The organism is Maricaulis sp. B-26 (assembly GCF_056857855.1).
The window spans coordinates 137,901-164,716 of sequence record NZ_JBSXNX010000019.1 but is presented as its reverse complement, the minus strand read 5'-3'; the positions used below and the strand labels follow the sequence as shown (position 1 = coordinate 164,716).

At 63.9% G+C, this 26,816-nt stretch carries 22 protein-coding genes; 13 read left to right on the top strand and 9 right to left on the bottom strand.

Going from position 1 to position 26,816, the window contains the following annotated elements:
- Positions 1 to 413: 413 nt before the first annotated feature.
- From AC13HB_RS06575 to AC13HB_RS06565, 3 genes are read right to left on the bottom strand one after another with little or no spacing between them, the layout of a single operon-like run.
- Entirely contained in the window at positions 414 to 1,835 is a 1,422-nt protein-coding gene (locus tag AC13HB_RS06575; RefSeq protein WP_482948939.1) for a coniferyl aldehyde dehydrogenase, read from the bottom strand.
- A gap of 23 nt (positions 1,836 to 1,858) precedes the next feature.
- Entirely contained in the window at positions 1,859 to 3,463 is a 1,605-nt protein-coding gene (locus AC13HB_RS06570) for a GMC family oxidoreductase (protein ID WP_482948938.1), read from the bottom strand.
- A complete protein-coding gene (locus tag AC13HB_RS06565) occupies positions 3,456 to 4,751 on the bottom strand; it encodes a serine hydrolase domain-containing protein (protein ID WP_482948937.1) in 1,296 nt (431 codons plus the stop codon). The genes AC13HB_RS06570 and AC13HB_RS06565 overlap by 8 nt, the downstream gene beginning before the upstream one ends.
- Positions 4,752 to 4,997: 246 nt before the next feature.
- On the opposite strand from AC13HB_RS06565, the gene AC13HB_RS06560 reads away from it, so the two are divergent.
- The 4 genes from AC13HB_RS06560 (at position 4,998) to AC13HB_RS06545 (ending at position 10,425) form a co-directional block, all read left to right on the top strand.
- Complete coding sequence (locus tag AC13HB_RS06560; RefSeq protein WP_482948936.1) at positions 4,998 to 7,685, top strand: TonB-dependent receptor; 2,688 nt, start codon at positions 4,998 to 5,000, stop codon at positions 7,683 to 7,685.
- Between the two features lie 115 nt (positions 7,686 to 7,800).
- Entirely contained in the window at positions 7,801 to 8,217 is a 417-nt protein-coding gene (locus AC13HB_RS06555; RefSeq protein ID WP_482948935.1) for a hypothetical protein, read from the top strand.
- Between the two features lie 3 nt (positions 8,218 to 8,220).
- Positions 8,221 to 9,171, top strand: coding sequence for a sterol desaturase family protein (locus AC13HB_RS06550; protein WP_482948934.1), 951 nt, complete (start codon positions 8,221 to 8,223; stop codon positions 9,169 to 9,171).
- A gap of 162 nt (positions 9,172 to 9,333) precedes the next feature.
- Positions 9,334 to 10,425, top strand: a complete 1,092-nt coding sequence (locus AC13HB_RS06545; RefSeq protein ID WP_482948933.1) for a diiron oxygenase — start codon at positions 9,334 to 9,336, stop codon at positions 10,423 to 10,425.
- A gap of 67 nt (positions 10,426 to 10,492) precedes the next feature.
- Here AC13HB_RS06545 and AC13HB_RS06540 read toward each other — a convergent pair whose 3' ends face one another.
- Positions 10,493 to 11,923 (bottom strand): helix-turn-helix domain-containing protein, encoded by a 1,431-nt coding sequence (locus tag AC13HB_RS06540; protein WP_482948932.1) that lies wholly within the window; start codon positions 11,921 to 11,923, stop codon positions 10,493 to 10,495.
- A gap of 165 nt (positions 11,924 to 12,088) precedes the next feature.
- Between AC13HB_RS06540 and aceA the strand changes: the two genes are divergently transcribed.
- Together aceA and aceB are read left to right on the top strand one after the other, a co-directional pair.
- Positions 12,089 to 13,378 carry an isocitrate lyase gene (gene aceA, locus AC13HB_RS06535; RefSeq protein ID WP_482948931.1) on the top strand — a complete coding sequence of 430 codons (1,290 nt, stop codon included), beginning with the start codon at positions 12,089 to 12,091 and terminating at the stop codon, positions 13,376 to 13,378.
- A 107-nt stretch (positions 13,379 to 13,485) separates the two neighbouring features.
- Complete coding sequence (aceB, locus tag AC13HB_RS06530; RefSeq protein WP_482948930.1) at positions 13,486 to 15,129, top strand: malate synthase A; 1,644 nt, start codon at positions 13,486 to 13,488, stop codon at positions 15,127 to 15,129.
- A gap of 88 nt (positions 15,130 to 15,217) precedes the next feature.
- Here the strand turns inward: aceB and AC13HB_RS06525 are convergent, their stop codons facing one another.
- From AC13HB_RS06525 to AC13HB_RS06505, 5 genes are all read right to left on the bottom strand, one after another.
- Entirely contained in the window at positions 15,218 to 15,742 is a 525-nt protein-coding gene (locus tag AC13HB_RS06525; protein WP_482948929.1) for a hypothetical protein, read from the bottom strand.
- Positions 15,739 to 17,694: an acetate--CoA ligase gene (acs, locus tag AC13HB_RS06520; RefSeq protein WP_482948928.1), complete on the bottom strand. Its 1,956-nt coding sequence runs from the start codon at positions 17,692 to 17,694 to the stop codon at positions 15,739 to 15,741. The genes AC13HB_RS06525 and acs overlap by 4 nt, the downstream gene beginning before the upstream one ends.
- Positions 17,695 to 17,800: 106 nt before the next feature.
- A complete protein-coding gene (locus AC13HB_RS06515; RefSeq protein ID WP_482948927.1) occupies positions 17,801 to 19,564 on the bottom strand; it encodes a SulP family inorganic anion transporter in 1,764 nt (587 codons plus the stop codon).
- The gene (locus AC13HB_RS06510) at positions 19,554 to 20,420 is read right to left on the bottom strand and encodes an MBL fold metallo-hydrolase (protein ID WP_482948926.1); all 867 of its coding nucleotides are present in this window, start codon (positions 20,418 to 20,420) and stop codon (positions 19,554 to 19,556) included. The genes AC13HB_RS06515 and AC13HB_RS06510 overlap by 11 nt, the downstream gene beginning before the upstream one ends.
- Before the next feature lie 94 nt (positions 20,421 to 20,514).
- The gene (locus AC13HB_RS06505) at positions 20,515 to 20,817 is read right to left on the bottom strand and encodes an ArsR/SmtB family transcription factor (protein ID WP_482948925.1); all 303 of its coding nucleotides are present in this window, start codon (positions 20,815 to 20,817) and stop codon (positions 20,515 to 20,517) included.
- A 167-nt stretch (positions 20,818 to 20,984) separates the two neighbouring features.
- Between AC13HB_RS06505 and AC13HB_RS06500 the strand changes: the two genes are divergently transcribed.
- Genes AC13HB_RS06500 through hisIE form a run of 7 tightly spaced genes read left to right on the top strand, consistent with a single transcriptional unit; the run spans position 20,985 to position 26,792 of the window.
- Positions 20,985 to 21,305 carry a YerC/YecD family TrpR-related protein gene (locus AC13HB_RS06500; protein ID WP_482948924.1) on the top strand — a complete coding sequence of 107 codons (321 nt, stop codon included), beginning with the start codon at positions 20,985 to 20,987 and terminating at the stop codon, positions 21,303 to 21,305.
- The gene (gene hisG / locus AC13HB_RS06495; RefSeq protein WP_482948923.1) at positions 21,302 to 22,189 is read left to right on the top strand and encodes an ATP phosphoribosyltransferase; all 888 of its coding nucleotides are present in this window, start codon (positions 21,302 to 21,304) and stop codon (positions 22,187 to 22,189) included. Before AC13HB_RS06500 ends, hisG begins: the two co-directional genes overlap by 4 nt.
- An 8-nt stretch (positions 22,190 to 22,197) precedes the next feature.
- Entirely contained in the window at positions 22,198 to 24,099 is a 1,902-nt protein-coding gene (gene hisD, locus AC13HB_RS06490) for a histidinol dehydrogenase (RefSeq protein ID WP_482948922.1), read from the top strand.
- Complete coding sequence (gene hisH, locus AC13HB_RS06485; RefSeq protein WP_482948921.1) at positions 24,096 to 24,695, top strand: imidazole glycerol phosphate synthase subunit HisH; 600 nt, start codon at positions 24,096 to 24,098, stop codon at positions 24,693 to 24,695. Before hisD ends, hisH begins: the two co-directional genes overlap by 4 nt.
- Positions 24,692 to 25,426, top strand: a complete 735-nt coding sequence (gene hisA, locus AC13HB_RS06480) for a 1-(5-phosphoribosyl)-5-[(5-phosphoribosylamino)methylideneamino]imidazole-4-carboxamide isomerase (protein WP_482948920.1) — start codon at positions 24,692 to 24,694, stop codon at positions 25,424 to 25,426. Before hisH ends, hisA begins: the two co-directional genes overlap by 4 nt.
- Positions 25,408 to 26,175 carry an imidazole glycerol phosphate synthase subunit HisF gene (gene hisF, locus AC13HB_RS06475; RefSeq protein ID WP_482948919.1) on the top strand — a complete coding sequence of 256 codons (768 nt, stop codon included), beginning with the start codon at positions 25,408 to 25,410 and terminating at the stop codon, positions 26,173 to 26,175. The genes hisA and hisF overlap by 19 nt, the downstream gene beginning before the upstream one ends.
- Complete coding sequence (gene hisIE, locus AC13HB_RS06470; RefSeq protein ID WP_482948918.1) at positions 26,172 to 26,792, top strand: bifunctional phosphoribosyl-AMP cyclohydrolase/phosphoribosyl-ATP diphosphatase HisIE; 621 nt, start codon at positions 26,172 to 26,174, stop codon at positions 26,790 to 26,792. Before hisF ends, hisIE begins: the two co-directional genes overlap by 4 nt.
- Positions 26,793 to 26,816: the final 24 nt, after the last annotated feature.

Below are 26,816 nucleotides of genomic sequence, written 5' to 3'. Positions count from 1 at the left end.
ATCAGGGACATCCTGCACACGGAGATTTACTGGAGCCCTCACGGGCTCCCTCTCGAAACCGGTCTGGACAGACAGTCAGCGCTTTTGCTGCCTCTCCGAACCGATGGCCACCACCGGGCCCTGCTTTGGTCAGTCAGCAGGGACGGGCAGGCTCCGTACTCCCCGCACCCCCGGCGAACCAGGCCGGGCCTCGAGCGGTGCGAGAACGGGGTGATTATGCGGGAGAGTTGGAGGGCGGGGATAAATCTCATCCAGCCGCCCCAAACGCCGTCATCCTGACGAAGGTCAGGACCCGGATCGCAAAGCGGAATTCGGGAAAGACGCGTTCAGATCGAACGGAAGCGCCAAGCGGGATAGAGGAACCCTGATCGCTTCTACCCTGCCTTATGAGCTGTATCCCGCCCTCCGCAATCCTACTTCATCTGTTTCTTCGCGATGTTTTCCGCGAACTTGCCGTAGGGCGGGGCGAGGAGGCGGGAGGGGTGCCATTTGCCGGTTTTGAAGACGGAGCGCTCGTGCGTGAAGGTCATGAAACCGGATTCGCCGTGATAGGCGCCCTGGCCCGACGCGCCGACGCCGCCGAAGGGCAGGTCGGGCACGGAGAGGTGCAGAAGATTGATGTTCACGCCGGCGCCGCCGGACATGGTCCGGTCGAGGAGTTCCTCGGCCTGGGCCTTGTCGGTGGAATAGACGTAGAGCGCCAGCGGGTGATCCCGGTCGGCGATGTAGTCCGTGGCGGCATCGAGTTCGGTGTAGCCGACGACGGGCAGGATCGGGCCGAAGATTTCCTCGGTCATCACCTTTGCGTCTTCCGGCGGATTGATGAGCACGGTCGGCGGGATTTTGCGGGCGGCCTGCGCCGCTTGGGCATCGTGCTCGGGCTGCAGGATTTCGGCGCCGCCCTGGCGCGCTTCCTCGATCATGCCGGCGAGTCGCTCATAGTGCTTGTCGGAAACGATGGCGGTGTAGGCGTCGTCGCTCGCCGCCTCCGGATACTGGTGCTGGGCGACCTTGATGATGGCCTCGCCGAGATCGCGTTCGCTGCCCTTCGGCGCAAGCACGTAATCGGGCGCCACGCAGGTCTGGCCGGCGTTGAAGAGCTTGCCCCAGCCGATTGATTTTGCAGCATTATCCTTCGGGTAACCCGGCGTCACGATGGCCGGCGACTTGCCGCCGAGCTCGAGCGTGACCGGAACGAGATTGTCAGCCGCCGCAAGCGCCACCAGACGGCCGACCTGGGTCGAGCCGGTATAGAAAAGGTGGTCGAATTTGAGCTTGGAGAAGGCTTCGCCCACGGCCGGTCCGCCGGTGATCACGGAGACATGATCCTCCTCGAAGGCGTCGGCGATCAGGGACTTCATGATCTCGGCGGTGGCCGGGGTCAGTTCCGAGGGCTTGATCAGCGCCCGGCAGCCCGCACCGAGGGCGGCGACGAGCGGGGCCATGGCCAGCTGGAAGGGGTAGTTCCAGGGCGAGACGATCCCGACCACGCCTTTCGGCTCGCGCCGTATCGTGGCCTTGCCCGGCATCAGCGTCAGAGGCACGCCGACCTTGCGCGGCTTCATCCACTTGGCGAGATGCTTCTTGGTGTGAGCCACGTCCTGGATGACGAAGGCGATCTCGGCGATCACGCTTTCCTGCTTCGCCCGGTTCCCGAAATCGCGGCTGATCGCCTCGGCGATCGCATCGGCATTCTTGCGGCACAGCTCGGCAATGCGATCGAGATCCGCCTTGCGCTTTTCGATCGGGCGGTGCCGGTCGGACCGGAAGGCGGCCTTCTGGTCTGCGAGCAGGGTTTTCATGCGTTCGATCTGCTTGGCTTCGGCTTCGCTCATGGCGGCCTCCTGTCTCGGCTCGTTCAGGCGTTGTCTTCGGCGATCATCGCCGCGGCGCGCGTGGCGATCATGATGGTCGGGGCATTGGTATTGCCGCCCACCAGGCGCGGCATGACCGAAGCATCGACGACGCGCAACCCGTCCACGCCCTTCACGCGGCAGCGGCTGTCGGTCACGGAGAGCTCGCCCGATCCCATCGCGCAGGTCGAGGTCGGGTGATAGAGCGTCTCCGCGCGGGCCCGCACATCATCTCTCAGATCGGACATGCTTGTCACGTGGGCACCGGGATAACGCTCTTCCTTGCGATCGTGATCGAAGGCCGGCGCGCTGAGGATGTCGCGCACTTTCGCCAGTCCGTCCGCCATCACGTCGAGATCGAATTCCTCTTCGAGATAATTCGGCTGGATGGCCGGGTGGTCGTGGGGATCGGTCGACTTCAGCGTGATCTCGCCGCGGCTCTTGGGATAGAGCTGGCAGACATGCAGCGTGATCCCGTGGCCGCGCGTCTTCTCCATACCGTGCGGATTGGAGATCGCCGGAATGAAGACGAGTTGGAGGTCGGGCAGGTCGCCGGCATGGGCGGACTTGATGAAGGCGCCGCCCTGCACCGGATTGACCGTGAACGGGCCGTCGCCCTTCAGCGCCCAGCGGAGCACCATGTACATGTGGTGCGGCAGGGAGCGCAGGGAATTGCCGATCGAGGTCGCGGACTTGGTCCAGACCTGCGCGGTGACGTCGAGATGGTCCTGCAAATTCTTGCCGACGCCGGGCAGGTCGTGCTCGACGCTGACGCCAGCCTCGCGCAGCTCGTCGGCCGGACCGATGCCCGAGAGAAGGAGCGTCTGCGGCGAGTTGATCGCGCCGCCGGAGAGGATGACCTCCTTGCGCGCGGTCAGTTGGGTCGTCGTGCCGTCGATATCGACCTCGACACCCGTCGCGCGGCCGTTCTCGATCACCACGCGGCGCACCAGGGCGCCGGTCTGGACCGAGCAATTCTCCCGCTCGAGTGCCGGGCGCAGGAAAGCGTCTGCGGCCGAGCAGCGCTTGCCGTTCTTCTGCGTGACCTGATAGGGGCCGAAGCCTTCCTGGGCAGGCCCGTTGAAGTCGCTATTGCGCTTGTACTGGAGCTGGTCGGCGGCCTTGAAGAAGTCTTCCGTCAGCGGGTTCAGCGGTTCGATATCCGACACCCAGAGCGGGCCGTCCGTTCCGTGCAGATCGCTGGCGCCGCGGGTCTGGTGCTGGACGTCCTTGAAGGCGGGCAGGGCGTTCTTCCAGCCCCAGCCTTCTGCCCCGTATTCCTGTTCCCATTCGTCGTAATTCTCGGGCGCGCCGCGCATGTAGTGCATGGCGTTGATCGAGGAGGACCCGCCCAGCGTCTTGCCGCGCGGCCAGAGCAGCTTGCGGTCGTTGAGTTGCTTTTGCGGCTCGGTCCAGTAGCCCCAGTTGAACTGCTCGCCGGTGACCGCGTATTGCAGCAGCATGGGCGTGCGGATGATCGGACTGTTATCGCTGCCGCCTGCCTCGAGCACGAGAACGGAGACATCCGGATCGCGGCTGAGGCGTTCCGCGACGGTACAGCCGGCGGAGCCGGCGCCGCAGACGATGTAATCGTACTCAGCGTTACTCATCGCCGCCCTCCATGGCGTCACCGTCTTCGGCGGTGTCACCATTTTCTTCGGCAGCCATATCTGCGTCCATTGCTTCGAGCGTGTCGCCATAATGGGCGGCGAGGGCGCGCATGGCCGCCAGGGACTCAGCGGTCCGGGCGGTCCATTGCGTATCGGCCGCGGTACGGGCGATCACGATATTGCGGCGCTCGTCGACCCAGATGTACTGGCCGTAGACGCCGGCCATGAAGTATTCGCCGTCATAGCCTTCAGGCACCCAGAAATGCAGGCCGTATCCGCGATGGGCGTAGGGGGCGTCCGGGCCCGGCTCCTGGAAATCGGCATTCGGACGCGTCGCCATCTCGACCCAGCCTTCCGGCAGCAGACGCTGACCGTTCCAGACGCCGTCCTGGAGGTAGAACTGGCCGAAACGGGCATAGTCGGACAGGGTCGCGTTGAGGCAGCAATAGCGGATCGCCATGCCGTTTTCGCCCGGCACGTTCTGGTTCCAGTAGGCGTCGGAAGTCATGCCCAGCGGCTGCCAGATCTGCTGTTCCGTGATGTCCGCCAGGGGCTGGTTGTAGATGCCGCGCAGCACGGCCGAGAGCACGTGCGTATTGGCGCTGACATAGTGCAAATCCTCTCCGGCCGGGCGGTTCCGCTCGACCTCGGCGACCATGTCGTCGACATTCTTGCCGTAGATGTTGGCGCCGAAAAAGAGCCGGCGGATATCGGAACCGGGGGCGTTGTAATCCTCGATGAAATCGACGCCGGCCGACATCATCAGGAGATGGCGCAGCGTCGTGCTGCCGTAATCCGTCCCGCCATACTGAGGCGCGAACATTTCCGCCGTCTGGTCCAGCGAGGCGATGCGGCCTTCCTCCATGGCCATGGCGATCATGGTCGCGACGAAACTCTTGCCGACCGACCAGGAGGTGTGGTGCGTGCTCTCGTCAGAACCGAGCAGATATTGCTCGTGCACGACTTCCCCGTTGTGGAGCACCATGAGGCCGGTCGAATCGGACTCGGACAGCCAGTCGTCGATGGCCTTTTCGGTCCCGTCGAACCTATACCGGACCGGGTCGTCGGCGCGGTTGCGCGGAAGGGGTGTAGCCGAATCGGACGCGTGAATCTCGCGATAGGGGAAAACCTCTCCCATATGCCGAAACGTGTCGGCGAGCCGTTCCGGCGCGGTCGCGGCCTGAATCTCGGCGGGTGAGTAGTCGGACCAGGGTCGGTAGAACCAGCCGGCTCCGGCGATTGCGACAATGGCGATTAGGCAAGCCAAGCCTATGAATATACGTTTCATTTTTCTCCCCATGACAGCGATTTGAACGCTGTTCACTTTCCACCGTAGCAGAGTTCGGGCGTCTGAAAAGAGGGGGGCCGTACCGGCGCTTCAAATTTGCAGGTGAGGTATACGTGCATCAGGAGGGGCACGTTTTTTGCGGGAATCGCATAAACCGGCTGACAGTTTGTCCGGATAGTGTTCCTATAACAGTCACATGCGCGGAATGGTTGGCTAGATAACCGCGCCACGAGGGGAGTAAATCCAATGAAAATGTTTTCTAAGGCAGCCGCTTTGGGCACGACTGCCATTGTAACGGGCGTTTTCGCGTCGAGTGCGATGGCGCAGGTCGACGTGATTACGGTCACGGCGCAAAAGCGTGAGCAGACGCTTCAGGATACGCCGGTCTCGGTGGCCGTCGTCACGGGCGACCAGCTCGAGCAGTCGCAAATCCGCGACGCTGCTGACCTGCAGACCCTGGTTCCGTCGCTCCGCGTCGCCGAATTCGCGACCGCGACCAATACCGAATTCAGTCTTCGGGGTATCGGTACGTCGAGCTTCAACCCGGGCCTCGAACCGTCCGTGGGTGTGTTCATCGACGGTGTGTACCGTCCGCGTTCGGGCTCCGCGATCAACGACCTGATGTCGGTCGAGCGCGTCGAGGTCATTCGCGGCCCGCAATCCACCATTTTCGGCCGCAACACGCCGGGCGGCGTCGTCAGCGTCGTTACCCAGGCACCGGAATTCGATTTCGGCTATGCCGGCGAAGTGACGATCGGCAATTACGGCATGCGCCTGGCGCGCGGCACGATGACCGGCCCGATCAGCGAGAACATGGCGTTCCGCATCGACGGAAACATCCACCAGAATGACGGCTATATCGACGCGGTCGACGGACGCGAGATCAATAATCGCGACCGCTCCAGCTTCCGCGGCCAGCTGCTCTGGAATCCGGGCGACAACACCGAAGTCCGCATCATCGCGGATTACGGCGATATCGACGAGAATTGCTGCGCCGCGCCCTTCGCCTTCTACGATCCGATCGACCTCGCCGCGCTCGTCGGTCTCGGCGGCACAGCCGTCCCGGCCGATCCGAATGGCGGCGATCGCATCGCGATCGACGGCGACCTGAATACCCAGCTGACCACGCAGGGTATCTCGATGCAGGTCGACCACGATTTCGAGAACTTCACCTTCACGTCCATCACGGCCTTCCGGAATTACGACGAGAACCAGATTTTCGACGCGGACTTCTCCGATCTCGACCTGGTCTCCCTGCGCCATATCCAGAACGAGTATGACAGCTTCACCCAGGAGTTCCGACTGACCTCCACCGGCGATAATGCCGTCGACTGGATGGTGGGTACGTTCTACTACAATAACGAGCTGAACTACGCGAATACGACGCCCTATGGTGCGGATGCGCGGACCTTCTTCGATGCGGCTTCCGCACCGGCAGTCGCGCCGATCGTCGCGGGCCTCGGCCTTCCGGCCGGCACGGGCGGCATCACGCTGCTCGAGGTCTTCCTGAACATGAACCAGGCAGCCGGCGTCGGTAATTTCGTGCCGCTCGCTTCGGGCAATGCCGCTCTGCCGACCACGCCGGCCGAGGGCTTCATCTCGACGCAGCACGGTCTGATTTCCGAAGAATACCAGTACGACACCGAGGCCTGGTCGGCCTTCGCCCAGTTCGACTGGCACGTCACCGACCAGTTCACCGTCACGCTCGGCGGCCGTTATTCGGACGAAGACAAGACGATGGCGACGACCATCAACCAGGTCGATCCGATCTCGGCCTTCTCCTTCGCCGATCTCGGCCAGGACCTGCGACTGGTTTCCCCGGGGACGTGCGATCCGGTCCTGTTCGGCGTCATCGGCGGCGATGCCTGTGCCTATCTGGTGCCGTCGCTCCTGCTGGGTCAGGGCCTGACGCAGTATCCGGACGGTTCGCCGATCGATCCGACCCAGCCGCTGCCGGGCATCTATGCCGGCACGCCGCTGAACCCGCTGCTGGGCTTCACGGCGTTCCAGAACTTCCCGCCGGTCAGCGCGGCCAATTTCCCGACCTCGCGTAACGACACGAATTTCTCGGGCAATATCATTCTGTCCTACGACGTGTCGGATACGTTCAACGTCTATGGTAGCTACTCCACCGGCTTCAAGCCGGGCGGCTTCAACGTCTCGACCAATGCGGCCTTTACGGGCGTGTTCGAATTCCAGGAAGAGACCGCGGAGAGCTTCGAGATCGGTGCCAAGGGTTCGCTCGACGGTGGCCGCTTCGTCTACGCGATCGCCTATTTCGACCAGGAGATCGAGGACTTCCAGACGAACAACTTCGTCGGCAACGGCTTCGCGCTCGAGAATGCCGGTTCCATCGAGGTTTCGGGTATCGAGTTCGAGGGCCAGTGGGCGCCGACCGACAACCTGATCTTCACCGGTGGTTTCACCTACCTGCTCGATAGCAAGTACGGCGATTACGAATTCGCACCGTGCCCGGACGATTTCGACGTGGCCGACCCGAACTTCGCACTCTGCGTGCCGGGCAATGAGCGGACGAACAATGCGGGCGTCACTGCACTGTTCAACGACCTGACCGGTCGCGATCGCGGCAATTCGGAATTCGTCGGCTCGCTGACGGGTACCTATACGCACCGCGTGGGCGAGACGATGGAAATGTCCTGGCGTGGCGAAATGAGCCATGTGTCCGAATTCGCACACACGACGGGTCTCGATCCGCGTCCGTTCGCGAACCAGGACGCGTTCACGCTCTACAACGCCTCCATCACGCTGGCGTCCGACGACGAGAGCTGGGGCATCCAGCTCTGGGGCCGGAACATCTTCGACGAGGACTACACGAAGGGTGGTTTCCCGTCCGTCGGTTATCTCGGCACCAGCTACAACGCCTATCCGGGCGACCCGCAGACCTACGGCGTCACCTTCCGCATCCGCGGCTAGGTAAACGCTGTTCAAAAACTGCTTTGAGAGCGGGCGGAGGCTTAGTAGCCTCCGCCCGTTGTCTTTTGTGCGCCGGCCGTCCTCAGCTCGCCGGCGTGAGTGCCGGGAGTGAGGCATGGTGTTTGTGTGGATATTGCTGGGATCGCTCGCCGGCATAGCCGGCATGGTCGCGGTCAATGTCTGGCTGGGGCTCAATGAGCCTGCCGAAATCGAGAGCCTCGAAGCCGCAGTCGACCGTATCGATACCGATTCAGTCGGCTTTGCGGCCGGCGAGGGGGTGCTCGCTGCCGATCACAAGGCCGCACTTGTCGAGGAGGCCGGGAGCGAGCGTCTGGCGCTTGTCGTTGCGCGGAATGATTCCCATGTCATCCGCTATCTGACGCCGGGCGCTGTGCGCGGGGCCCGTATGGGCGAAAATGCGACTGTCACGCTGCGCCTCAATGATTTCACCTTCCCGGCGACAGATCTGGCTTTCGCCGACGGTTCCGAAGCCCGCCACTGGGCCGACCGGCTCAACGCGTTACAGGGGTAGAGAATGGAAATTCCGGCCTTCGTCGAAAGCTTCAATCCGGTCTATTGGGCCATTCCGCTCTTCACCATTCTCGTGGTCGCGGAAATGGTCTACGCCAAGCGCAGCGGCAAGGCGCGCTTCGAGCCGCGCGACAGCGCGGCCAGCCTGCTGATGGGGTTGGGCAGTACCGTGTCCGGCGTGCTTTTCGGCGGCCTGCTAACAGCCTGGGCCATGTTCATCTACCAGTTCCGGATGTTCGATATCGGCTTTGCCTGGTGGGTCTGGCCGCTCGCCTTCGTGCTGGACGATCTCGTCTATTACTGGTCGCACCGTTTCGGTCACACGATACGCTGGTTCTGGGCCGATCACATCATCCACCATTCGTCCCAGCACTACAATCTGACGACGGCGCTGCGCCAGTCCTGGCTGAGCCCGCTGACGCTGAAATTCCTCTGGCTCGGCTCGGCACTGATCCTGCTCGGCATTCATCCGCTCGTGATCGGCATCGTCACCGGCTTCAACCTGATCTACCAGTTCTGGATCCATACCGAGGCGATCGGAAAGATGCCGCGCTGGTTCGAGTCTGTGATGAACACGCCGTCGCATCACCGTGTCCATCACGCGACGAACCCGATCTATCTCGACCGCAATTATGCCGGCGTTTTCATCATCTGGGACCGTATGTTCGGCACCTTCCAGCCGGAGCTCGAGGACGAGCCCTGCCGCTACGGCATCGTGAAGAATATCGCGACCTATAATCCGCTGAAAATCTGCCTTCACGAATGGCTGGGCATCGTCAACGACATGCGCCAGGCCGGGTCGGTCAAGGACGCTGTTCTCTATCTCGTGGCGCCGCCGGGCTGGTCCCCGGACGGCTCGCGGAGCACGTCGCGGCAGCTGCTGCAGCGCTGGAAGGCGCGCCGGGGAGAGGGCGAGGAAAGCGGGCAGGGCGGCGATACGGTCGCGGCGGAATAGCGGCGCTGCCACGGTGCCGGTACGCGGCGGGATTCCTGCCGGAAAATCGATCGATTTTCGATCCGCGCTCTTGCCAAAAACGCGAATATGAATCACGTTAGTAGAGTGAACGTTGTTCACTAACATATAACGGTTGGTCGCCCCTGGGGAGGAATAAGCGCCATGGGTACGCTTCGCGAGCTCTATCCGATGCCGGATATCGACAAGAACTGGTCGGTTCCGCAGCAATTCGACGCCACCTTCGATTTCGAATACGACGAAGGCCGCTCCACGCTCATGCACTTGTATCAGAAGGGCAAGGACATGCAGTGGGATGCGGTGACCCGTATCGACTGGGATCTCGAACTCGATTTCGAAAATCCCATGCAGCTGCCCGATGAAGGCATCGCCCTGCACGGCTCGCCGATGTGGGACAAGATGACCAAGAAGGAACGCATCGAGTTCCGTCGTCACGCCCAGGCCTGGAACATCTCCCAGTTCATGCAGGGCGAGCAGGCGGCCCTGATCTGCGCCGCCAAGATCGTCGAATCCGTTCCGGATCTCGACGCGAAATTCTATGCCGCCACGCAGGTGATGGACGAAGCCCGCCACGTCGAGGCCTACCAGAAGCTCATGCAGAAGTTCGGCGTCGCCTATCCGATGACCGAACCGCTGCGCCAGCTGGTCGACGAGGCGCTGCGCGACAGCCGCTGGGACTTCACCTATCTGGCCATGCAGGTCGTCATCGAGGGCCTTGCCCTGGCGGCCTTCGGCACGATCCGCGATCTGGCCCAGAACCCGCTCGCCCGCATGGTCAACGCCTATGTGATGGAAGACGAGGCGCGCCATGTGGCCTTCGGCCGGCTCTCCCTGCGCGATTACTATCCGCAGCTTACCCAGGCCGAGCGCGACGAGCGCGAGGAATTCCTGGTGCAGGCCTGCTATCACATGCGCGACCGCTTCCAGGCCCGCGAGGTCTATGAAGTCATGGGCCTGCCCGTCGAGGAATGCATCGAATGGGCCGAGAATTCGGAAATGAACAAGCTGTTCCGGACCCTTCTCTTCCAGCGCATTGTGCCTGTGGTGAAGGATATCGGCCTGTGGGGCCCGAAGATCCAGAAGGCCTATGCCGATATGGGCGTGCTCCACTATGCCGACCAGGATCTTGAGGAACTGGCCAGGCAGGACGAAGAGATCGCCAAGGATCTCGACCGCCAGCAGCACAAGGATGTGCGCATGGCCTATGTCCACGCTGTTGCGGGACAGGCGGAATAAGTCTGAACTCTAAATCCCGACACACGGTCAAGGGCCCGCCATGCGGGCCCTTTTCTTTTGGCGCGGCTCAGCTCTCGCCGAAGGAATAGGGCGAGGCGCGCAGCTGGTGCTGGTCGAGGGTGAGTTTGCGGTTGAGTGGCGGGAAGGCGCGCTGCGCGCAATCCTCGCGGTCGCACAGGCGGCAGGCGATGCCGACAGGAGCGGGGTTAGCCGCGTCGAGCCCGTCCGCATGCACGATCTTGCTCGCATGGGACCAGTCGGTACCCAGGGCGATCGCATGAACCACAGGCGGCTGACCGGCGGGGGCCGGGCTGATCTGCCCGCGCGCGAGCGAGAGCAGGCGGGTTCCGTCGGGCAGTTCGAAAGACTGCGCCATGAGCCGTTCCGGCATGCGCAGGGCGTCGTAGAGATTCCATTTCGGACAGCCGCCGCCGGATCGGGCAAAGGGCATGATCCCGCCGCCGAAACGCTTCGAGACATTGCCGGCCTGGTCCACCCGGATCATGAAAAAGGGCAGTCCGCGCCGCCCCGCCCGCTGGAGCGTGGTCAGGCGGTGACAAACTTGTTCGAAACTGGATTCGAAACGCCGTTGCAGGCGGTCGATATCATAGCGCGTATCTTCCGCCGCCTTGAGGAAAGCCTCATAGGGCATCTGCACGGCGCCGGCGAAATAGTTCGCGAGGCCCGACCGGTAGAGACGTCGCGCCTCGTCGGTCGCCAGCTCGGCCTCATCGGCGATCCGGTCGAGCCGTTCGCCCTGTTCCAGAGTGGCGAGGACGACTGCCATGTGAAAGGCGCGGGAGAGGGGCGGCAGGGTTTCCGAAAGGAGCAAGCGGCGGCCGTGAAAGTCGAGCCGCCGGCGGGCTCCGGCCATGGTCTCCTCGGTGAGGACGCGAACCGTGAAGCCGTGCTGGTTCTGGAGATAGGCCGCGAGTGCCGCATCCTTGTTCCGTGCCGGGATATCAGCGCGACTGGAAAGCGCCTCTGCGGCGTCCTCAAGCTCGGGAAAATGGTTCTGCTTCTGGTCGATCGCGTCCCGGACATCCTCGAGCACCGCCCCGGGGCCACCGGTCGCGGCACCGGGCCCGGACATGCGGGAGGCGAGGTCGGCGGTCGCCACGGACATTTCGCGATAGGACTGGAAAAGCTTGGCGAAGGCTTCGGCCGCGCGCGGCTGACTGTCCGCCAGTTCGTTCAGCTCCATCCGGTCGAGCGCCATGCCGGCAAGTACCGGGTCGGCGGCGGCTTCCTGCAGGTCGGCCAGGAGCTGGCGGTCGGATTCGTTGGCAAAGGCGCGGACATCGACATCGAACGCGTCGGCAAGAGCGAGCAGGACGCGAGCCGTCACCGGGCGCTGATTGCGTTCGAGCAGGTTGAGATAACTCGCCGACAGGCCGAGTGCGTCCGCCGCTTCGGCCTGGGTCATGCCGCGTTCGCGGCGCAGGCGCCGCAGACGGGCGCCGGCGAAGATCTTCTCGAGAGACTGACCGTCACTCATCGCATGGCCTCAGTGTATGAAAATTTACAACACGACATATATACAATGTAATGTATATACACGTGATCCTCTTTCTAAGAAAGGCCATATCGACACGTCATCTGCCGTTTGACAGGTTGAGTGCAACGCAACACGCGCCACACCAACCCCGTCAGGGAGAGTATGATGACGACATTCAACGATCTGGTTCCGAACGCCCCGGCTGGCCGTTTCGACGGAATTGAGCGCCCCTATACGGCAGAGGACGTTCTCAAGCTGCGCGGTTCCGTGCAGATCCAGCACACCCTGGCCGAGCGCGGTGCAGTCAAGCTCTGGGAGCTCCTGAAGACCGAGCCCTACATCAATGCGCTGGGAGCCCTGTCCGGAAACCAGGCCATGCAGATGGTCCGGGCCGGCCTCAAGGCGATCTACCTGTCGGGCTGGCAGGTCGCTGCCGATGCGAACACGGCGGGCGCCATGTATCCGGACCAGTCGCTCTATCCGGCCAATTCCGCGCCGGAACTGGCCAAGAAGATCAACCGCACGCTCCAGCGTGCCGACCAGGTCGAGGTTTCCGAAACCGGCCAGGCCAGCCGCGACTGGTTTGCCCCGATCGTGGCCGATGCGGAGGCCGGTTTCGGCGGCACGCTGAACTGCTTTGAGATCATGAAGGCCTTCATCGAGGCGGGCGCGTCCGGCGTTCACTTCGAGGACCAGGTCGCGGCCGAAAAGAAATGCGGCCATCTGGGCGGCAAGGTTCTCATCCCGACCAGCCAGCACGAGCGCAATCTCGCTGCGGCCCGTCTGGCCGCCGACGTGATGGGTGTACCGACCATCACCGTGGCGCGCACCGATGCGGAATCGGCCACGCTGATCAATTCGGACATTGACGAGCGCGACCATGAATTCATCGACTTCGATGCCGGCCGTACGCCGGAAGGCTTCTTCCGCCTGAAGCAGGGCATGGGCGTCGATCACTGCATCAAGCGTGGTCTGGCCTACGCCAAGGTCGCCGACCTCCTGTGGTGGGAAACCTCCAAGCCGAATCTCGACGAGGCACGCCGCTTCGCCGAGGCAGTCCAGAAGGAATTCCCCGGCAAGATGATGGCCTATAACTGCTCGCCTTCCTTCAACTGGGAAGCCAATCTCGACAAGGCCACCATCGAGACCTACCAGCGCGAGCTGGGTGCGATGGGCTACAAGTTCCAGTTCGTGACCCTGGCCGGTTTCCACCAGCTCAATCACGGCATGTTCGAACTGGCCCGCGGCTACAAGGATCGCGGTATGGGCGCCTATTCGGAGCTGCAGCAGGCCGAGTTCGCCTCCGAGTCCGACGGCTACACCGCCACGCGCCACCAGCGTGAGGTCGGTACCGGCTATTTCGACAAGGTGTCGCTGGCCATTTCGGGCGGTACCGCCTCGACCACGGCCATGAGCGAATCGACCGAGACCGCTCAGTTCGTCGCGGCGGAATAAGCCCTCCGCGAAATCCGCCCGGCGCGGGGTGCGCGACCCCAAACGCGCACCCCATCGCCACCGGTCCGGGCCTGCCGCCTCAGACCCGCACAGAACTGGAGTGACCAATGACACTCACCACACCGAGCGGTATTGAAATCCTGGGACATCTCGAGCCCGGTTTTCGCGACATCCTCTCGAACGAGGCCCTCGATTTTCTCTCCGGCATGCATCGCCGCTTTGCCAAGCGCCGCCAGTCGCTGCTGCGCTATCGCAAGGAGCGCCAGGCCGAACTCGATGCCGGCGCGCTGCTCATGTTCCCGCACGAGACGGCCGATATCCGCGCCGGCGAGTGGAAAGTGCGTCCGGCGCCTGACGATCTGCAGGACCGCCGCGTGGAGATTACCGGTCCGGTCGACCGGAAGATGGTTGTGAACGCCCTCAATTCCGGCGCCAGATGCTTCATGGCGGATTTCGAGGATGCGACGTCTCCGCAATGGTCGAACCTTGTCGACGGCCAGATCAATCTGCGAGACGCCATCCGCCGCGAGATCGATTTCACGGATCCGAAGAACAACAAGCGCTACCGGGTCAATGATGATGCCGCCGTGCTCATCGTGCGCCCGCGCGGCTGGCATCTTGACGAGCGTCATCTGCGCGTCGACGGGCAGGCCATCTCCGGCTCGCTCTTCGATTTCGGCCTTTACGTCTTTCACAATCATGAAGCGCTGAAAGAGCGGGGCACGGCGCCCTATTTCTATCTGCCCAAGCTGGAGAGCCGGCTCGAGGCACGCCTGTGGAGCCTGGTCTTCCAGCATGCCGAGGACGAGCTTGGCCTCGAACGCGGCACGCTGCGCGCGACCGTGTTGATCGAAACCCTGCCGGCAGCCTTCGAACTCGACGAGATTCTCTACGAGCTGAAGGATCATATCGTCGGCCTCAATTGCGGCCGCTGGGACTATATCTTCAGCTATATCAAGTGCCTGCGTGCACGTCCTGAACATGTCCTTCCCGACCGTTCCGCCGTCACCATGAGCGTGGACTTCATGAGCGCCTATTCGCGCCGCGTGGTCGCGGTGTGTCACCGGCGCGGCGCCCATGCGATGGGCGGCATGTCGGCCTTCATCCCCGTGAAGGGCGACGAGGCCGCCAATGATGCCGCCATGGAGCAGGTGCGTCAGGACAAGCTGCGCGAAGTGAAGAACGGGCATGACGGAACCTGGGTCGCGCATCCGGATCTCGTCCCGGTCGCCAGGGCCGTGTTCGACGAACACATGCCCGGTGCCAATCAGATCGACCGTCCGGCCGATCCGCACGAACTGCCCGTCACCACGAAAGCCCTGCTCGATGCGCCAGACGGCGACATCACCGATCACGGCGTGAGCGACAATATCGACGTGGCGATCCGCTATATCGCCGCCTGGCTCGGCGGACGCGGAGCCGTGCCCATCCGCAATCTCATGGAGGATGCGGCAACGGCGGAAATCGCCCGGGCCCAGCTCTGGCAGTGGCGGACCTTCAACTGTTCCACCAAGGAAGGAACGGCCATTACCGGCGCCTTCCTGGAAAACAAGATCGAGGATATCTGCTCGGCGATCCAGGACGAGGTGCCCGGTCAGGACGAACTCTGCGGCCGCATTCGGTCCGCAGCGGAAATTCTGTCCGACCTGGTCCTGTCCGAAGACTTCGCGGACTTCCTGACGCTGCCTGCCTATGAGCGGATGACCGGCGATGTCGCTTCGCCGATGCGGCTGATGGAGTTCGAAGACTGATACGGCGTCGTATGTCCTCCCCGGCATGCAAAAGGCCCGCTCCGGATCGTCCGGGGCGGGCCTTCGTCTGTTGAGGAATTGGTATCCGTCAGCCGGTGACCGGCGCGGGCTGGAAACCGCGATAACCGCACAGATCGGCGAGCTTCCAGCCGCTGGCGGTCTGCTCGAACCGGCAGGAGAGATAGTCCCGCATTTCGGTGCCGTAGGGGATGCGCGCCTCGGCCAGCGGTGTGGTCGGCGGCGGGGCCAGGCGGTCATGTTCCGTCTGCGGATAGACGAGGACATTGCGGACCGTGTCTGAATTCGTCGCGGCCGTCGCGTCGTCGAGCACGCAGAGCGGCGGACGGGCGAGCACATTCACCACCGTGCCGCGGGTCTCGCCGCGTGCGCCCCACAGCCAGGCCCGCACCTGCGGGTCCTGGTCCTGGACCGCATTGCGCAAATCGCCGGGCGGCATGGCGAGGGCGAGGCTGGCCTCGTTATGACTGATAATGGCAGTGAAAGCCTGCATTTCATGCGCCATGGGCGCACGGCAGGCCGGCACGGTTTCCGTCGCGCAGGATGCGGCGAAAACGCCGCCGAGCGCGGTAAGGCACGCGAGTACTCGTTTCATCGGTTCTTCCGGTTCTCGATCAGCTGATCCACGACTTCGGGTTCGGCCAGCGTAGAGGTGTCGCCCAGATTTCCGAAGTCATTTTCCGCAATCTTGCGCAGGATACGGCGCATGATCTTGCCAGAACGGGTCTTGGGCAGGGCGGGAGCGAACTGGATCAGGTCGGGCGAGGCGACCGGGCCGATCTCCTCGCGGACCCAGGCGCGAAGGGCGGCCGTATCTTCGTCCTCCGGGTCGCGACCGCCCATGAGCGTGACGAAGCAGTAGATGCCCTGGCCCTTGATGTCGTGCGGATAGCCGACCACGGCGGCCTCCGCGACATCGTCATGCGCGACGAGCGCGCTTTCGATCTCCGCGGTGCCGAGCCGGTGGCCCGACACGTTGAGCACGTCGTCGACGCGGCCCGTGATCCACCAATAGCCGTCAGCGTCCCGGCGGGCGCCGTCGCCGCTGAAATAATAACCCGGATAGGCCGAAAAATAGGTCTCGTAGAAGCGTTGATGGTCGCCATAGACGGTACGCATCTGTCCCGGCCAGGACCGGGTGATGATGAGATTGCCCTCTGCGGCCCCCGTCTCCGGCAGGCGCTGGCCCTCACTGTCTACCAGGGCGGGCTGGATGCCGAACATCGGCATGGAGGCGGAGCCGGGCTTGAGGTCCGTTGCGCCGGGCAGGGGGGTGATGAGAATACCCCCCGTCTCGGTCTGCCACCAGGTATCGACGATCGGACAGCGATTGTCCCCGACGACGCGGTAATACCACTCCCAGGCTTCCGGATTGATCGGTTCGCCGACCGAACCGAGCAAGCGTAGCGTGGCGCGGGAATGCTTCTTCACGGGCTCGTCGCCTTCGCGCATAAGGGCGCGGATGGCGGTCGGGGCCGTGTAGAAGGTGTTGACCTTGTGCTTGTCGACGACCTGCCAGAAACGGTCCGGTCCCGGCCAGGTCGGCACGCCCTCGAACATCAGCGTGATGGCGCCGTTGGCCAGCGGTCCGTAGACGATATAGCTGTGGCCGGTGACCCAGCCGACATCGGCCGTGCACCAGTAGATGTCGCCGGGCTTGTAGTCGAAAACATATTCATGGGTCATCGACGCCCAGACCATGTAGCCGCCGGTCGTGTGCAGCACGCCCTTGGGCTTTCCGGTCGATCCCGAGGTGTAGAGGATGAAGAGCGGGTCTTCCGCATTCATCGGTTCGGCAGGACAGTCGGCGGACTGTTTCGAGACGAGCTCGTCGTACCAGACGTCGCGTCCCTCGACCCACCCGGTCTCGCCGCCGGTCCGGCGCACAACGACGACATGATCGACATGGTCCGCGGTCTCGACCGCCTTGTCGACATTGGCCTTGAGCGGGATGTGCTTGCCGCCGCGCACGCCTTCGTCCGCAGTGATGACGAAATTGCTCTTGCAGTCATTGATCCGCCCGGCCAGGGCATCCGGCGAGAACCCGCCGAACACGACCGAGTGCACGGCGCCGATCCGGGCACAGGCCAGCATGGCGTAGGCCGCTTCCGGGATCATGGGCATATAGATGGTGACGCGGTCGCCTTTCTTGACACCGAGCGATTTGAGGCCGTTGGCGAACTTCCCCACATGTTCGTAGAGCTCGCCATAGGTGATGGTCGCGTCCACCTCCGGGTCGTCGCCCTCCCATATGATCGCCGGCTGGTCGGCCTTGTCAGGCAGGTGGCGGTCGATGCAGTTTGCCGCCGCATTGAGTTCGCCATCGCCGAACCAGCGGATATGAAGGTCGTCCTTGTTCCAGGAGACGTCGTCGATCTCGGTAAAAGGCTTGATCCAGTCGATACGCCTGGCCTGGTCGCGCCAGAACCCGTCCGGATCCTCCAGCGATTGCCGGTACATCTGCGCATAGCGATCGGCATTGATATGAGCCGAGTTCTTCCAGTCGTCGGTGACTGGATGAAGGGCGGGGGCGTGATGTTCGGACATGGCGGGCTCCGCGGATCTGGAAGGGCAGGCGGAACGTTAGCGATTCAGGCGGGGGAGGCAAACCGCATCTTGGCCCGGCGCTGCGACAGGGCTCGTCCGGCCCCGGCTAGGCCGGGGTCACGCCTTCGGCGCGAAGGGTCGTCTCCGGATCGAGAATACGCATGGCGGCGTATTGCGAGAGGAAGACTTCGCCGGTCAATTCGTCGAACAAACCCGCCCCGATCAGCTGGTCCGCGACCGGACCCTTCACTTCGGACAGGTGCAGCCGAACCCCGGCGTCAGCGAGGCGTTCATTGATCGCCCGCAGGCTTCCCAGCGCACTGGCGTCGACGAAATTGACCGCCGGGAACATCAGAACCAGATCCGTGGTGCCCGGATGATTCGCCACGATCCGCCCCGTCAGTTCTTCCAGGAAGCGCGCATTGGCGAAATACAGCGCCGCGTCGACCCGCAAGGTGATGACGTGCGGCGAGACCATCACGTCATGCCGGTCGACATTGCGGAAATGGTGCGTGCCTGGAACCTGTCCCACCTCGGCCCAGTGGGGATGCATGGTGCGCTGGAGGATCGAGCCGACCGAGAGGGCGACTCCCAGGGTCAGGCCGACCTCGACCCCGAGGAAAAGCACGCCGGCGAGGGTCAGCAGCGCAGCAACCCCGTCCGGGCGGGAATAGTGCCAGGCCTCCCGCAATTCCCCGAAATTCGCCAGCTTGTAGATCGCCGCCAGAATGGTGGCGGCGAGGACCGCCTTCGGGAGATGGTAGAAGAGCGGCGTGAAGAAGGCGGCGACGATCAGGATGATGATCCCGGTAAAGATGCCGGCGAGCGGAGTCTGGGCGCCGGCCGATTCATTGACGACCGAGCGGGCGAAACCGCCGGTCACCGGATAGCCGCCCGTCAGGGCGGATGCGGCGTTCGCGGCACCGAGGCCGAGAAGCTCCCGGTTCGGAATCACATTTTCGCGGCGGCGGGCCGCCATGGATTGCCCCACCGAGACGCTTTCGACGAAACCGACCAGCGAGATCAGCGCGGCCGGCCCGATCAGCGCGCGCCAGATCTCCAGGTCGACCAGGGGGAACTGGAATGGCGGCAGCCCCGAGGGCAGGCTCCCGACAATGGAGAGACCGGTCGTCTCGGCGAGATTGAAGCGCCAGGCGATCACGGTCGTGATCACGACGAGCAGGGCGGGCGCACCTCTCACAATACTGTCCTTGAGCTCGCCGTTCAGTCCAATCCGGTCGAGCATCCATGGGAGCGCGGTCCGTGTGGCGACAAGAAAGGCGAGGCTGCCGCTGCCAACCGCCACCGCAACCATATTGATCCCGTCAAAGCTGCGTACGGCGGAAACCGCGACTTCCGGCAGGGTCGCACCTTCCAGATGGAGGCCGAAAATATGCCGGAGCTGGCTGGTGATGATGAGGATGGTCGATGCGGTCACGAAAGCGCCGATGACAGGTCGGCTGAGGAAGTTGGCGACACTACCCAGCCGGAAAGCAGCGAACAGCACCAGGAAAAGCCCGGAGAGAAGCGCGAGTGCGCCGGCCGCGGCGACCTGTTCGGCCGGGTCGGAAAGGCCGAGACTGCTGATCGCTGCCGCGGTCATCAGCGAGACGACGGCGACCGGCCCGACGGCGAGCGCGCGGCTCGAGCCGAAAAGCGCATAGGCGAAAAGCGGGGCGATGGAGGCGTAGAGGCCGGCCTGGGGTGGAAGCCCCGCAAGGAGTGCGTAGGCGAGGCTTTGCGGGATCAGGAGGATCGCCGTGACAATGCTGGCAAGTCCGTCCTCGCCCAGCGTGCGCAACGAATAGCCGCGCAGCCAGCCTAGGCCGGGCAAAAAGCGTTCGGCTGTGCGGAGCAGGTCAGACGGCATCTAGCGGTATCTTGAGATAGCGCGTGCCGTTGCCGGACGGTTCCGGCAGATTGCCCGCGCGCATGTTGATCTGCACCGAGGGCAGGATCAGACGGGGCATGTCCAGCGTTGCATCGCGCTCGGAGCGCATCTTGACGAATTCGTCCTCGGTGACGCCTTCATGGATGTGGATATTGCGCGCCTTCTCCTCGGCGACGGTCGTTTCCCAGGCGTAGTGATCGCGGCCCGGCGCCTTGTAGTCGTGACACATGAAGAGGCGCGTTTCGTCAGGCAGGGCGAAAATCTTCTGGACGGAATGGTAGAGCGCTCGCGCATCGCCGCCCGGGAAGTCGCAGCGGGCCGTCCCGAAGTCCGGCATGAAGAGCGTGTCGCCGACGAAGGCCGCATCCCCGATATGGTAGACCATGCAGGCCGGTGTATGACCGGGCGTCCAGATCGCCTCGGCTTCCAGATTGCCGATCGTGAAGCGTTCGCCGTCCTTGAACAGGTGGCCGAACTGGGACCCGTCACGCGCGAACCCGTCGCCCGCATCGAACAGGTCGCCAAAGACGGTCTGGACGTCGGTTACATGTTCGCCGATCCCGATACGGCCGCCCAGCGTCTTCTGGAGATAGGGGGCTGCCGAGAGATGGTCGGCGTGGACGTGGGTTTCCAGGATCCAGTCGACGGTGAGGGCGTTCTTGCGTACGTGCTCGACGAGCGCGTCGGCCGATCGCGTGCTGGTGCGGCTGGAATTCGGGCAGTAGTCGAGCACGGAGTCGATAATGGCCGCACGCGCCGTTTCCGGATCCGACACGACATAGCTGACCGTATAGGTGTCGGGATCGAAGAAGGGCTGGATAACGGGCTTCGACATGGTGTTTCACGCTCCTGGGACGCGGGACTTCGCTTGATATAGTGTACTTGCGTAAATCTGCAAATATTAGACGGTGGGCGCAGCGCTCTTTAGCCTAGCCGGACGGCTGGCAATAGGTCTCGTAGAGCGTTGTCAGCAGGGTTCGCAAGCGGTCATCGGCGAGGTCGTAATAGATCGTCTGTCCCTGCCGCCGCGTCTTCACCAGCCCGTTCGAACGGAGAATGGCGAGTTGCTGGGACATGGCCTGGGTGCGCATGCCGAGCGTTTCGGCGAGTTCGCCGACCGATCGCTCGCTTTCCATGACGGCGCAGAGCGCCAGTAGTCGGCCGGGATGGGCCAGTGTTTTCATGATCTCGGCGACATCTTCGGCGAGTGGCATCATCTCGTCATAGCGCATGGGTCGGCATCCGGATTGACTTGCAGAAACAGGTTAGTCGGCGAAACCTGATAGCTCCAGCCCCGGCTTCAGCCCGCATCAGCGGTCAGTTTTTTGCACTTGATTGCAGTTCGTGGGATTGTGTTAGCGCGCTAACACGTTATATCGAGCCGCAAAGGAGGCCGGACATGGCAGATACGAACGATATTGCGCGGGGGCCGGCACGGCCCGATCTCGCTCCGCTGTGCCAGGCCCTGCTTGCGTGCCGGGGCGGCGAAGAGATGGAAGCATTCCTGCGCGATCTGCTCACGCCGGGCGAGATCAAGACGCTCGTCGAGCGTTGGCGCGTGGCGCGCCTGCTGGATGAGGGCGGGCATTCCTATCGCGAGATCAGCGAGATGACCGGGGCCAGCACGACCACCGTGACCCGTGTTTCCCGCTTTCTCAGTCAGGAGCCGTGGCGCGGCTACCGGGCCATTCTCGATCGCCTCAAGGAGGGTGAGCAGTGACCGATAATCGTTTGCGTATCGCCGTGCAGAGCAAGGGGCGCCTCGCCGAGGGCGGAATGGACCTGCTCAAGCGTTGCGGGCTTCGTTTCGCCTACGGGCGGGACAAGCTGCACCAGCGTGCCGAAAACATGCCGGTCGATCTCATGCTGGTCCGGGATGACGATATCCCCAACTTCGTGGCCAGTGGTGCCTGCGATTACGGAATTGTTGGCGAAAATGTCCTGTGTGAGGAGCAGGCCGCCGGCGGTCGTGCGGCCGAGCTCGACGTTGCGCTTCGCCTCGGCTTTGCCGGATGCACGCTGAAACTGGCAGCAGCCGAAGGCGGCGCGATCCGGTCGGTTGGCGATCTCGAAGGCAAGGCGGTGGCGACATCCTATCCGGCGATCACCGGACGTTTTCTCGCCGATGCCGGCGTGAAGGCCGAGATCGTCGAGATGCGAGGTTCGGTCGAGGTCGCACCGCGCCTTCGTATCGCCGACGCCATCTGTGATCTGGTCTCGTCGGGCGCAACCTTGCAGGCCAACGGACTTGCCGCATTCGCGACCGTACTTGAAAGCGAGGCCGTGCTGATACGCCGCCGCCGGGACCGGAACGCCGAAGCCGATGCCATCGCCGAAGTGCTCATGCGTCGCGCCGAGGGCGTGATCGCATCTTCGCAGACGAAATACATCATGCTCAATGCCCCGCGCGACCGCCTCGACGCGATCCGTTCGCTGCTGCCGGGGGCGGATGCGCCGACGGTTGCGCAAGTGGCAGGGCGTGAGGATGTCGTGGCGCTTCATGCTGTGTGCCGCGAGCGGGTGTTCTGGGAAACCCTGGAAGCTCTCGAAGCCGAGGGCGCGCGCGCCATCCTCGTTCTTCCGATCGAAAAAATGCTGGCCTGAGGTAGACAATGCTCGACCCGATCATCTGGGCGCAGGCGGACGAGAATGCCCGCAGCGCCGCGCTCGCAAGACCGGTAGAGACCGGGACGGCGTCCGAGGCAGCCCGCGACATCGTCGATGCCGTACGCGCCCGCGGCGACGAAGCCGTTCGGGCCTATGCCCTGCGCCTGGACGGCTATGCGCCGGACAGCTTTCGGGTGTCCGGCGATGCGTTGCGGTCTGCCCGCGCTGCCATGACTCAAGAGGATGTTGAGGCGATCAAGGTGGCTGCCGATGCCGTGCGCCGTTTCCACGTCAGGCAGGGATACACCGCATATGACGTCGAGACCTGGCCTGGCGTTACCGCATCGCGCCGCGCCACGCCGGTCGATACCGCCGCGCTCTACGTGCCCGCGGGCAGCGCGCCGCTGGTCTCCACACTGATCATGCTGGCGGTGCCGGCGCAGCTGGCGGGCGTGCCGCGGATCGTTGTCGTAGCCCCGCCGAACGGGGAGGGCGGTGTGAACCCGGCCCTGCTCGCCGCCGCCGACATTCTCGGCCTCGACGAGGTCTATGCCATCGGTGGCGCCCAGGCCGTGGCCGCGCTCGCGACCGGAACGGGTGGCCTGCCGCGAGCGGACAAGATTTTCGGCCCCGGCAATGCCTATGTGGCGGCCGCAAAAGCTTATGTGTCGGCTCTGCCCGGCGGCCCGGCCGTCGATCTGCCGGCCGGGCCGAGCGAAGTGATGGTCGTGGCCGATGCCCAGGCCGATGCCGCGCTCGTCGCCAGCGATCTGCTGAGCCAGGCCGAACACGATCCGATGGCTCAAGTCGTACTGGTCTGTTTCGACGAAGAAACACGCGAACGCGTGCTGGCGGAGACCGAGGCTCAGCTTGCCGCGCTGCCGCGCGCCGAGATCGCGCGTGCAGCCCTGGCGAATTCCCGCACAATCGTCTGCGCCGGTCTCGCAGAGGCTGCGGAAGTGGCGAACCGGTATGCGCCGGAACACCTGATCCTGCAGCTGGATGCGGCCGAGCGGCTTGTGTCCGAAATCCGCAATGCCGGGTCGATCTTCGTCGGGGCCTGGGCGCCCGAGGCTGCGGGCGATTATGCGGCCGGACCGAATCACACACTGCCGACCGGCGGGGCGGCGCGCGCCTGCGGCGGCGTCACGGTGGAGTCCTTCCAGAAGACGACCACCATCCTTCGGGCCAGCGCGTCCGGCGCGGCCGGCATGGCGCCGACCGTGGAGCGGCTGGCGATCCTCGAGGGGCTCGAGGCACATGCAACGGCCATGCGTCTGCGGCGGGAGAGGGTCGAACCGGTGGGGAAAACGAACGATCTCCCGGCCGGTCCGCGCGCTGGCGCGAAGCGGCGCAAAACGGCAGAAACCGACGTCACGGTGAGCGTGAATCTCGATCGAGCCGGTCCGTCCCGGATCGAGACCGGGATCGGATATTTCGATCACATGCTCGAACAGATTTCCCGTCATGGCGGTATCGCCATCGATGCTCAGGTGGAGGGCGATCTGGAGGTCGATGCTCACCACACGATCGAGGATGTCTGTCTCACGCTTGGCGAAACCCTGCGCGAGGCACTGGGCGACAAGCGTGGCATTGCCCGTTTCGGCTTCGAATTGCCGATGGACGAAAGCCGGGCCGCCGTCTGGATCGATCTGTCGGGGCGGCCGTTCGCGAAATTCGAAGGGGTTATACCCGGCGAGAGTGTCGGCGATTTCCCGGTCGAGATGACGGCGCACGCCTTTCGGTCGCTGGCTGAAGCCATGGGCGCCGCCATCCATGTCCGCGTGGAAGGCGAAAATGCGCACCACATGGTGGAAAGCTGTTTCAAGGCTTTCGGGCGGGCGCTGCGCCAGGCGATTCGGGTGGAGAGTGCTGAAATGCCATCCACCAAGGGCGTACTCGCATGAGTATCGCGCTGATCGATACCGGCTGCGCCAATCTCGCCTCGGTGCGTTTTGCTCTGGAACGCGGCGGGCACGCCTATGAAATCGTCCGCGATCCGGACGAGGCGCGGGCCTGCGACCGGCTCATCCTGCCGGGTGTGGGCGCAGCGGCGCCGGCCATGGAACGCCTCACTGCGCGCGGCTGGGCTGCCAGCTTGCGCGAGGACGCAAGGCCGCTTCTCGGCATCTGCCTCGGTATGCAATTGCTGTTCGCGCATTCCGCGGAGGGCGATGTGCCCTGTCTCGGTCTGATCGAAGGACGTGTCGAGAAACTGCCCCCGGCGGAGGGATTGGTCTGGCCGCATATGGGCTGGAACAGTCTTGATTTCGAGCCCGGGGACGAGGCGCTCCTCGACGGCATCGAACCGGGCGATTTCGTCTATTTCGTCCATGGCTTTTACGTCCCGTTCGGGCCTGCAGCCCGCGCGACGACCGGTTACGGCGCCACCATCTCGGCGCTGGTGCGCAGCGGTTCTGTCACTGGCTGTCAATTTCACCCGGAGCGCTCCGGCAAGACCGGAGCCCGCATCCTGGCCAATTTCTCGGGAGCCTCATCGTGATCCTTTATCCTGCGATCGACCTTCTGGACGGCCGCGTTGTGCGGCTGCACAAGGGTGCCTTCGACGCCGTTACCGACTATGGCGACGATCCGGTCGCTGTGGCGACGGGTTTCGGCGATGCCGGCGCGTGCTGGGTGCACGTGGTCGACCTGTCGGGCGCGCGTGAAGGCGCGCGCCGCCAGAGCGATCTCATCCACGAAATCTGCGGTACCGGGCTCAGGGTCCAGACCGGGGGCGGCGTCCGTTCGCGCGAAGATGTCGAAAGCCTGCTGGCCGTCGGTGTGGAGCGCGTCATCATTGGCTCGCTCGCCGTGACCGAACCGGACCGCGTCTCGGGCTGGATCGACGAATACGGCGCCGAGCATATTACGCTCGCGCTCGATGTGAGGCCGGTAGCCGGTAATTACCGCCCCGCCCTGTCCGGCTGGACGGATCTGATGATGACCACACTGGATGATGTCATTCGCGGTTACGAGGCAAGCGGACTGCGTCACGCTCTGGTGACGGATATCAGCCGCGACGGTGACCTGTCCGGCCCCAATATCCCCCTCTACCGGCGCCTGGCGCAGACCTGGCCGCAAATCGACTGGCAGGCGTCGGGCGGGGTGGCATCCGTAGAGGATCTGGCGGCGGCCCGCGATGCCGGCGCGGCCGGTGCGATTACGGGCAAGGCGCTCTATGAGGGCCGCTTCACGCTGGAGGAGGCGCTGGAATGCTTGCGCGCCGCATAATTCCCTGCCTCGACGTTCGCGACGGCCGCGTCGTCAAGGGCGTGCGCTTCCGGGATCACGAGGATGTCGGCGATATCGTCGCACTCGCGAGCCGGTATTCGCGAGAGGGTGCCGACGAACTCGTCTTTTACGACATCACCGCCAGCGCGCACGGGCGCACCGTGGAACCGGAATGGGTGAGCAAGGTTGCACAGGCCATCGATATCCCGTTCTGCGTGGCCGGCGGTATCCGGTCGGTGGACGATGCCAGGGCCCGCCTCTTTGCCGGTGCGGACAAGATTTCCGTGAATTCGCCGGCCCTGGAGAACCCCGGCCTTATCGATGAGCTCGCCCGCGAGTTCGGCAGCCAGTGCGTGGTGCTCGGTGTCGACAGCCGGGCGATCAATGGCGTGTGGCGCGTGCACCAGTATACCGGCGATCCGGACCGCACGCTTGCGGATGCGCGGACCACGACGGACTGGATTCGCGAAGGTATCGAGCGCGGCGCCGGCGAGGTCGTACTCAATTGCATGGACAAGGACGGGGTACGCGACGGGTATGACATCGAACAGCTGAGCGCGGTGCGCGCACTGTGTTCCACACCTCTGATCGCGTCGGGCGGAGCGGGCCGAAAAGAGCACTTCAAATCCGCCTTCGAACTTGCCAATGTCGACGGTGCGCTGGCTGCCAGCGTGTTTCACAAACAGGTCATCGGAATCGGCGAACTCAAAGCCTGGCTCATGACCGAAGGGGTAGTGATCAGACCATGATCGATGCAGCCGAACTCGACTGGGCCAAGGGCGACGGGCTGATCCCGGCGATCGTTCAGGACTGTGCCACGCGGCAGGTCCTGATGCTGGGATACATGAATGCCGAGGCACTGGCGAAGACGCAGGAGACCGGAAAGGTCCATTTCTATTCGCGCTCGCGCAAGGCTCTCTGGAAGAAGGGCGAAACGTCGGGAAACACGTTCAAGCTGGTCGATCTCTCGGTCGATTGCGATAACGACACGCTTCTGGTCGAGGTGAAGCCGAAAGGGCCGGCCTGCCACACCGGAACGGTCAGCTGCTTCGGCGACGATCCGGGGCCGGGGCTGGGCTTTCTGGCCCATCTGCGCGCCATCATCCGCAAGCGCAAGAAGGACAAGCCCAAGGGCTCCTATGTCGGCTCGCTCATGGCCCGTGCCCCGAAACGCCCGGCCCAGAAGGTTGGCGAAGAGGGCGTGGAAGTCGCCATGGCTGCCGTGTCGGAAGGTCGTTCCGCGCTGACCGGCGAGGCCGCGGATCTTCTCTTTCACCTGATGGTTCTGCTCGAATCGCGCAATCTGAGCCTGGACGATGTCATTGCGGTCCTGCGCAAGCGCCATGCGGTACGCGCGGACCGCTGACGCCTGATTCAGGCCCGGCAGTGC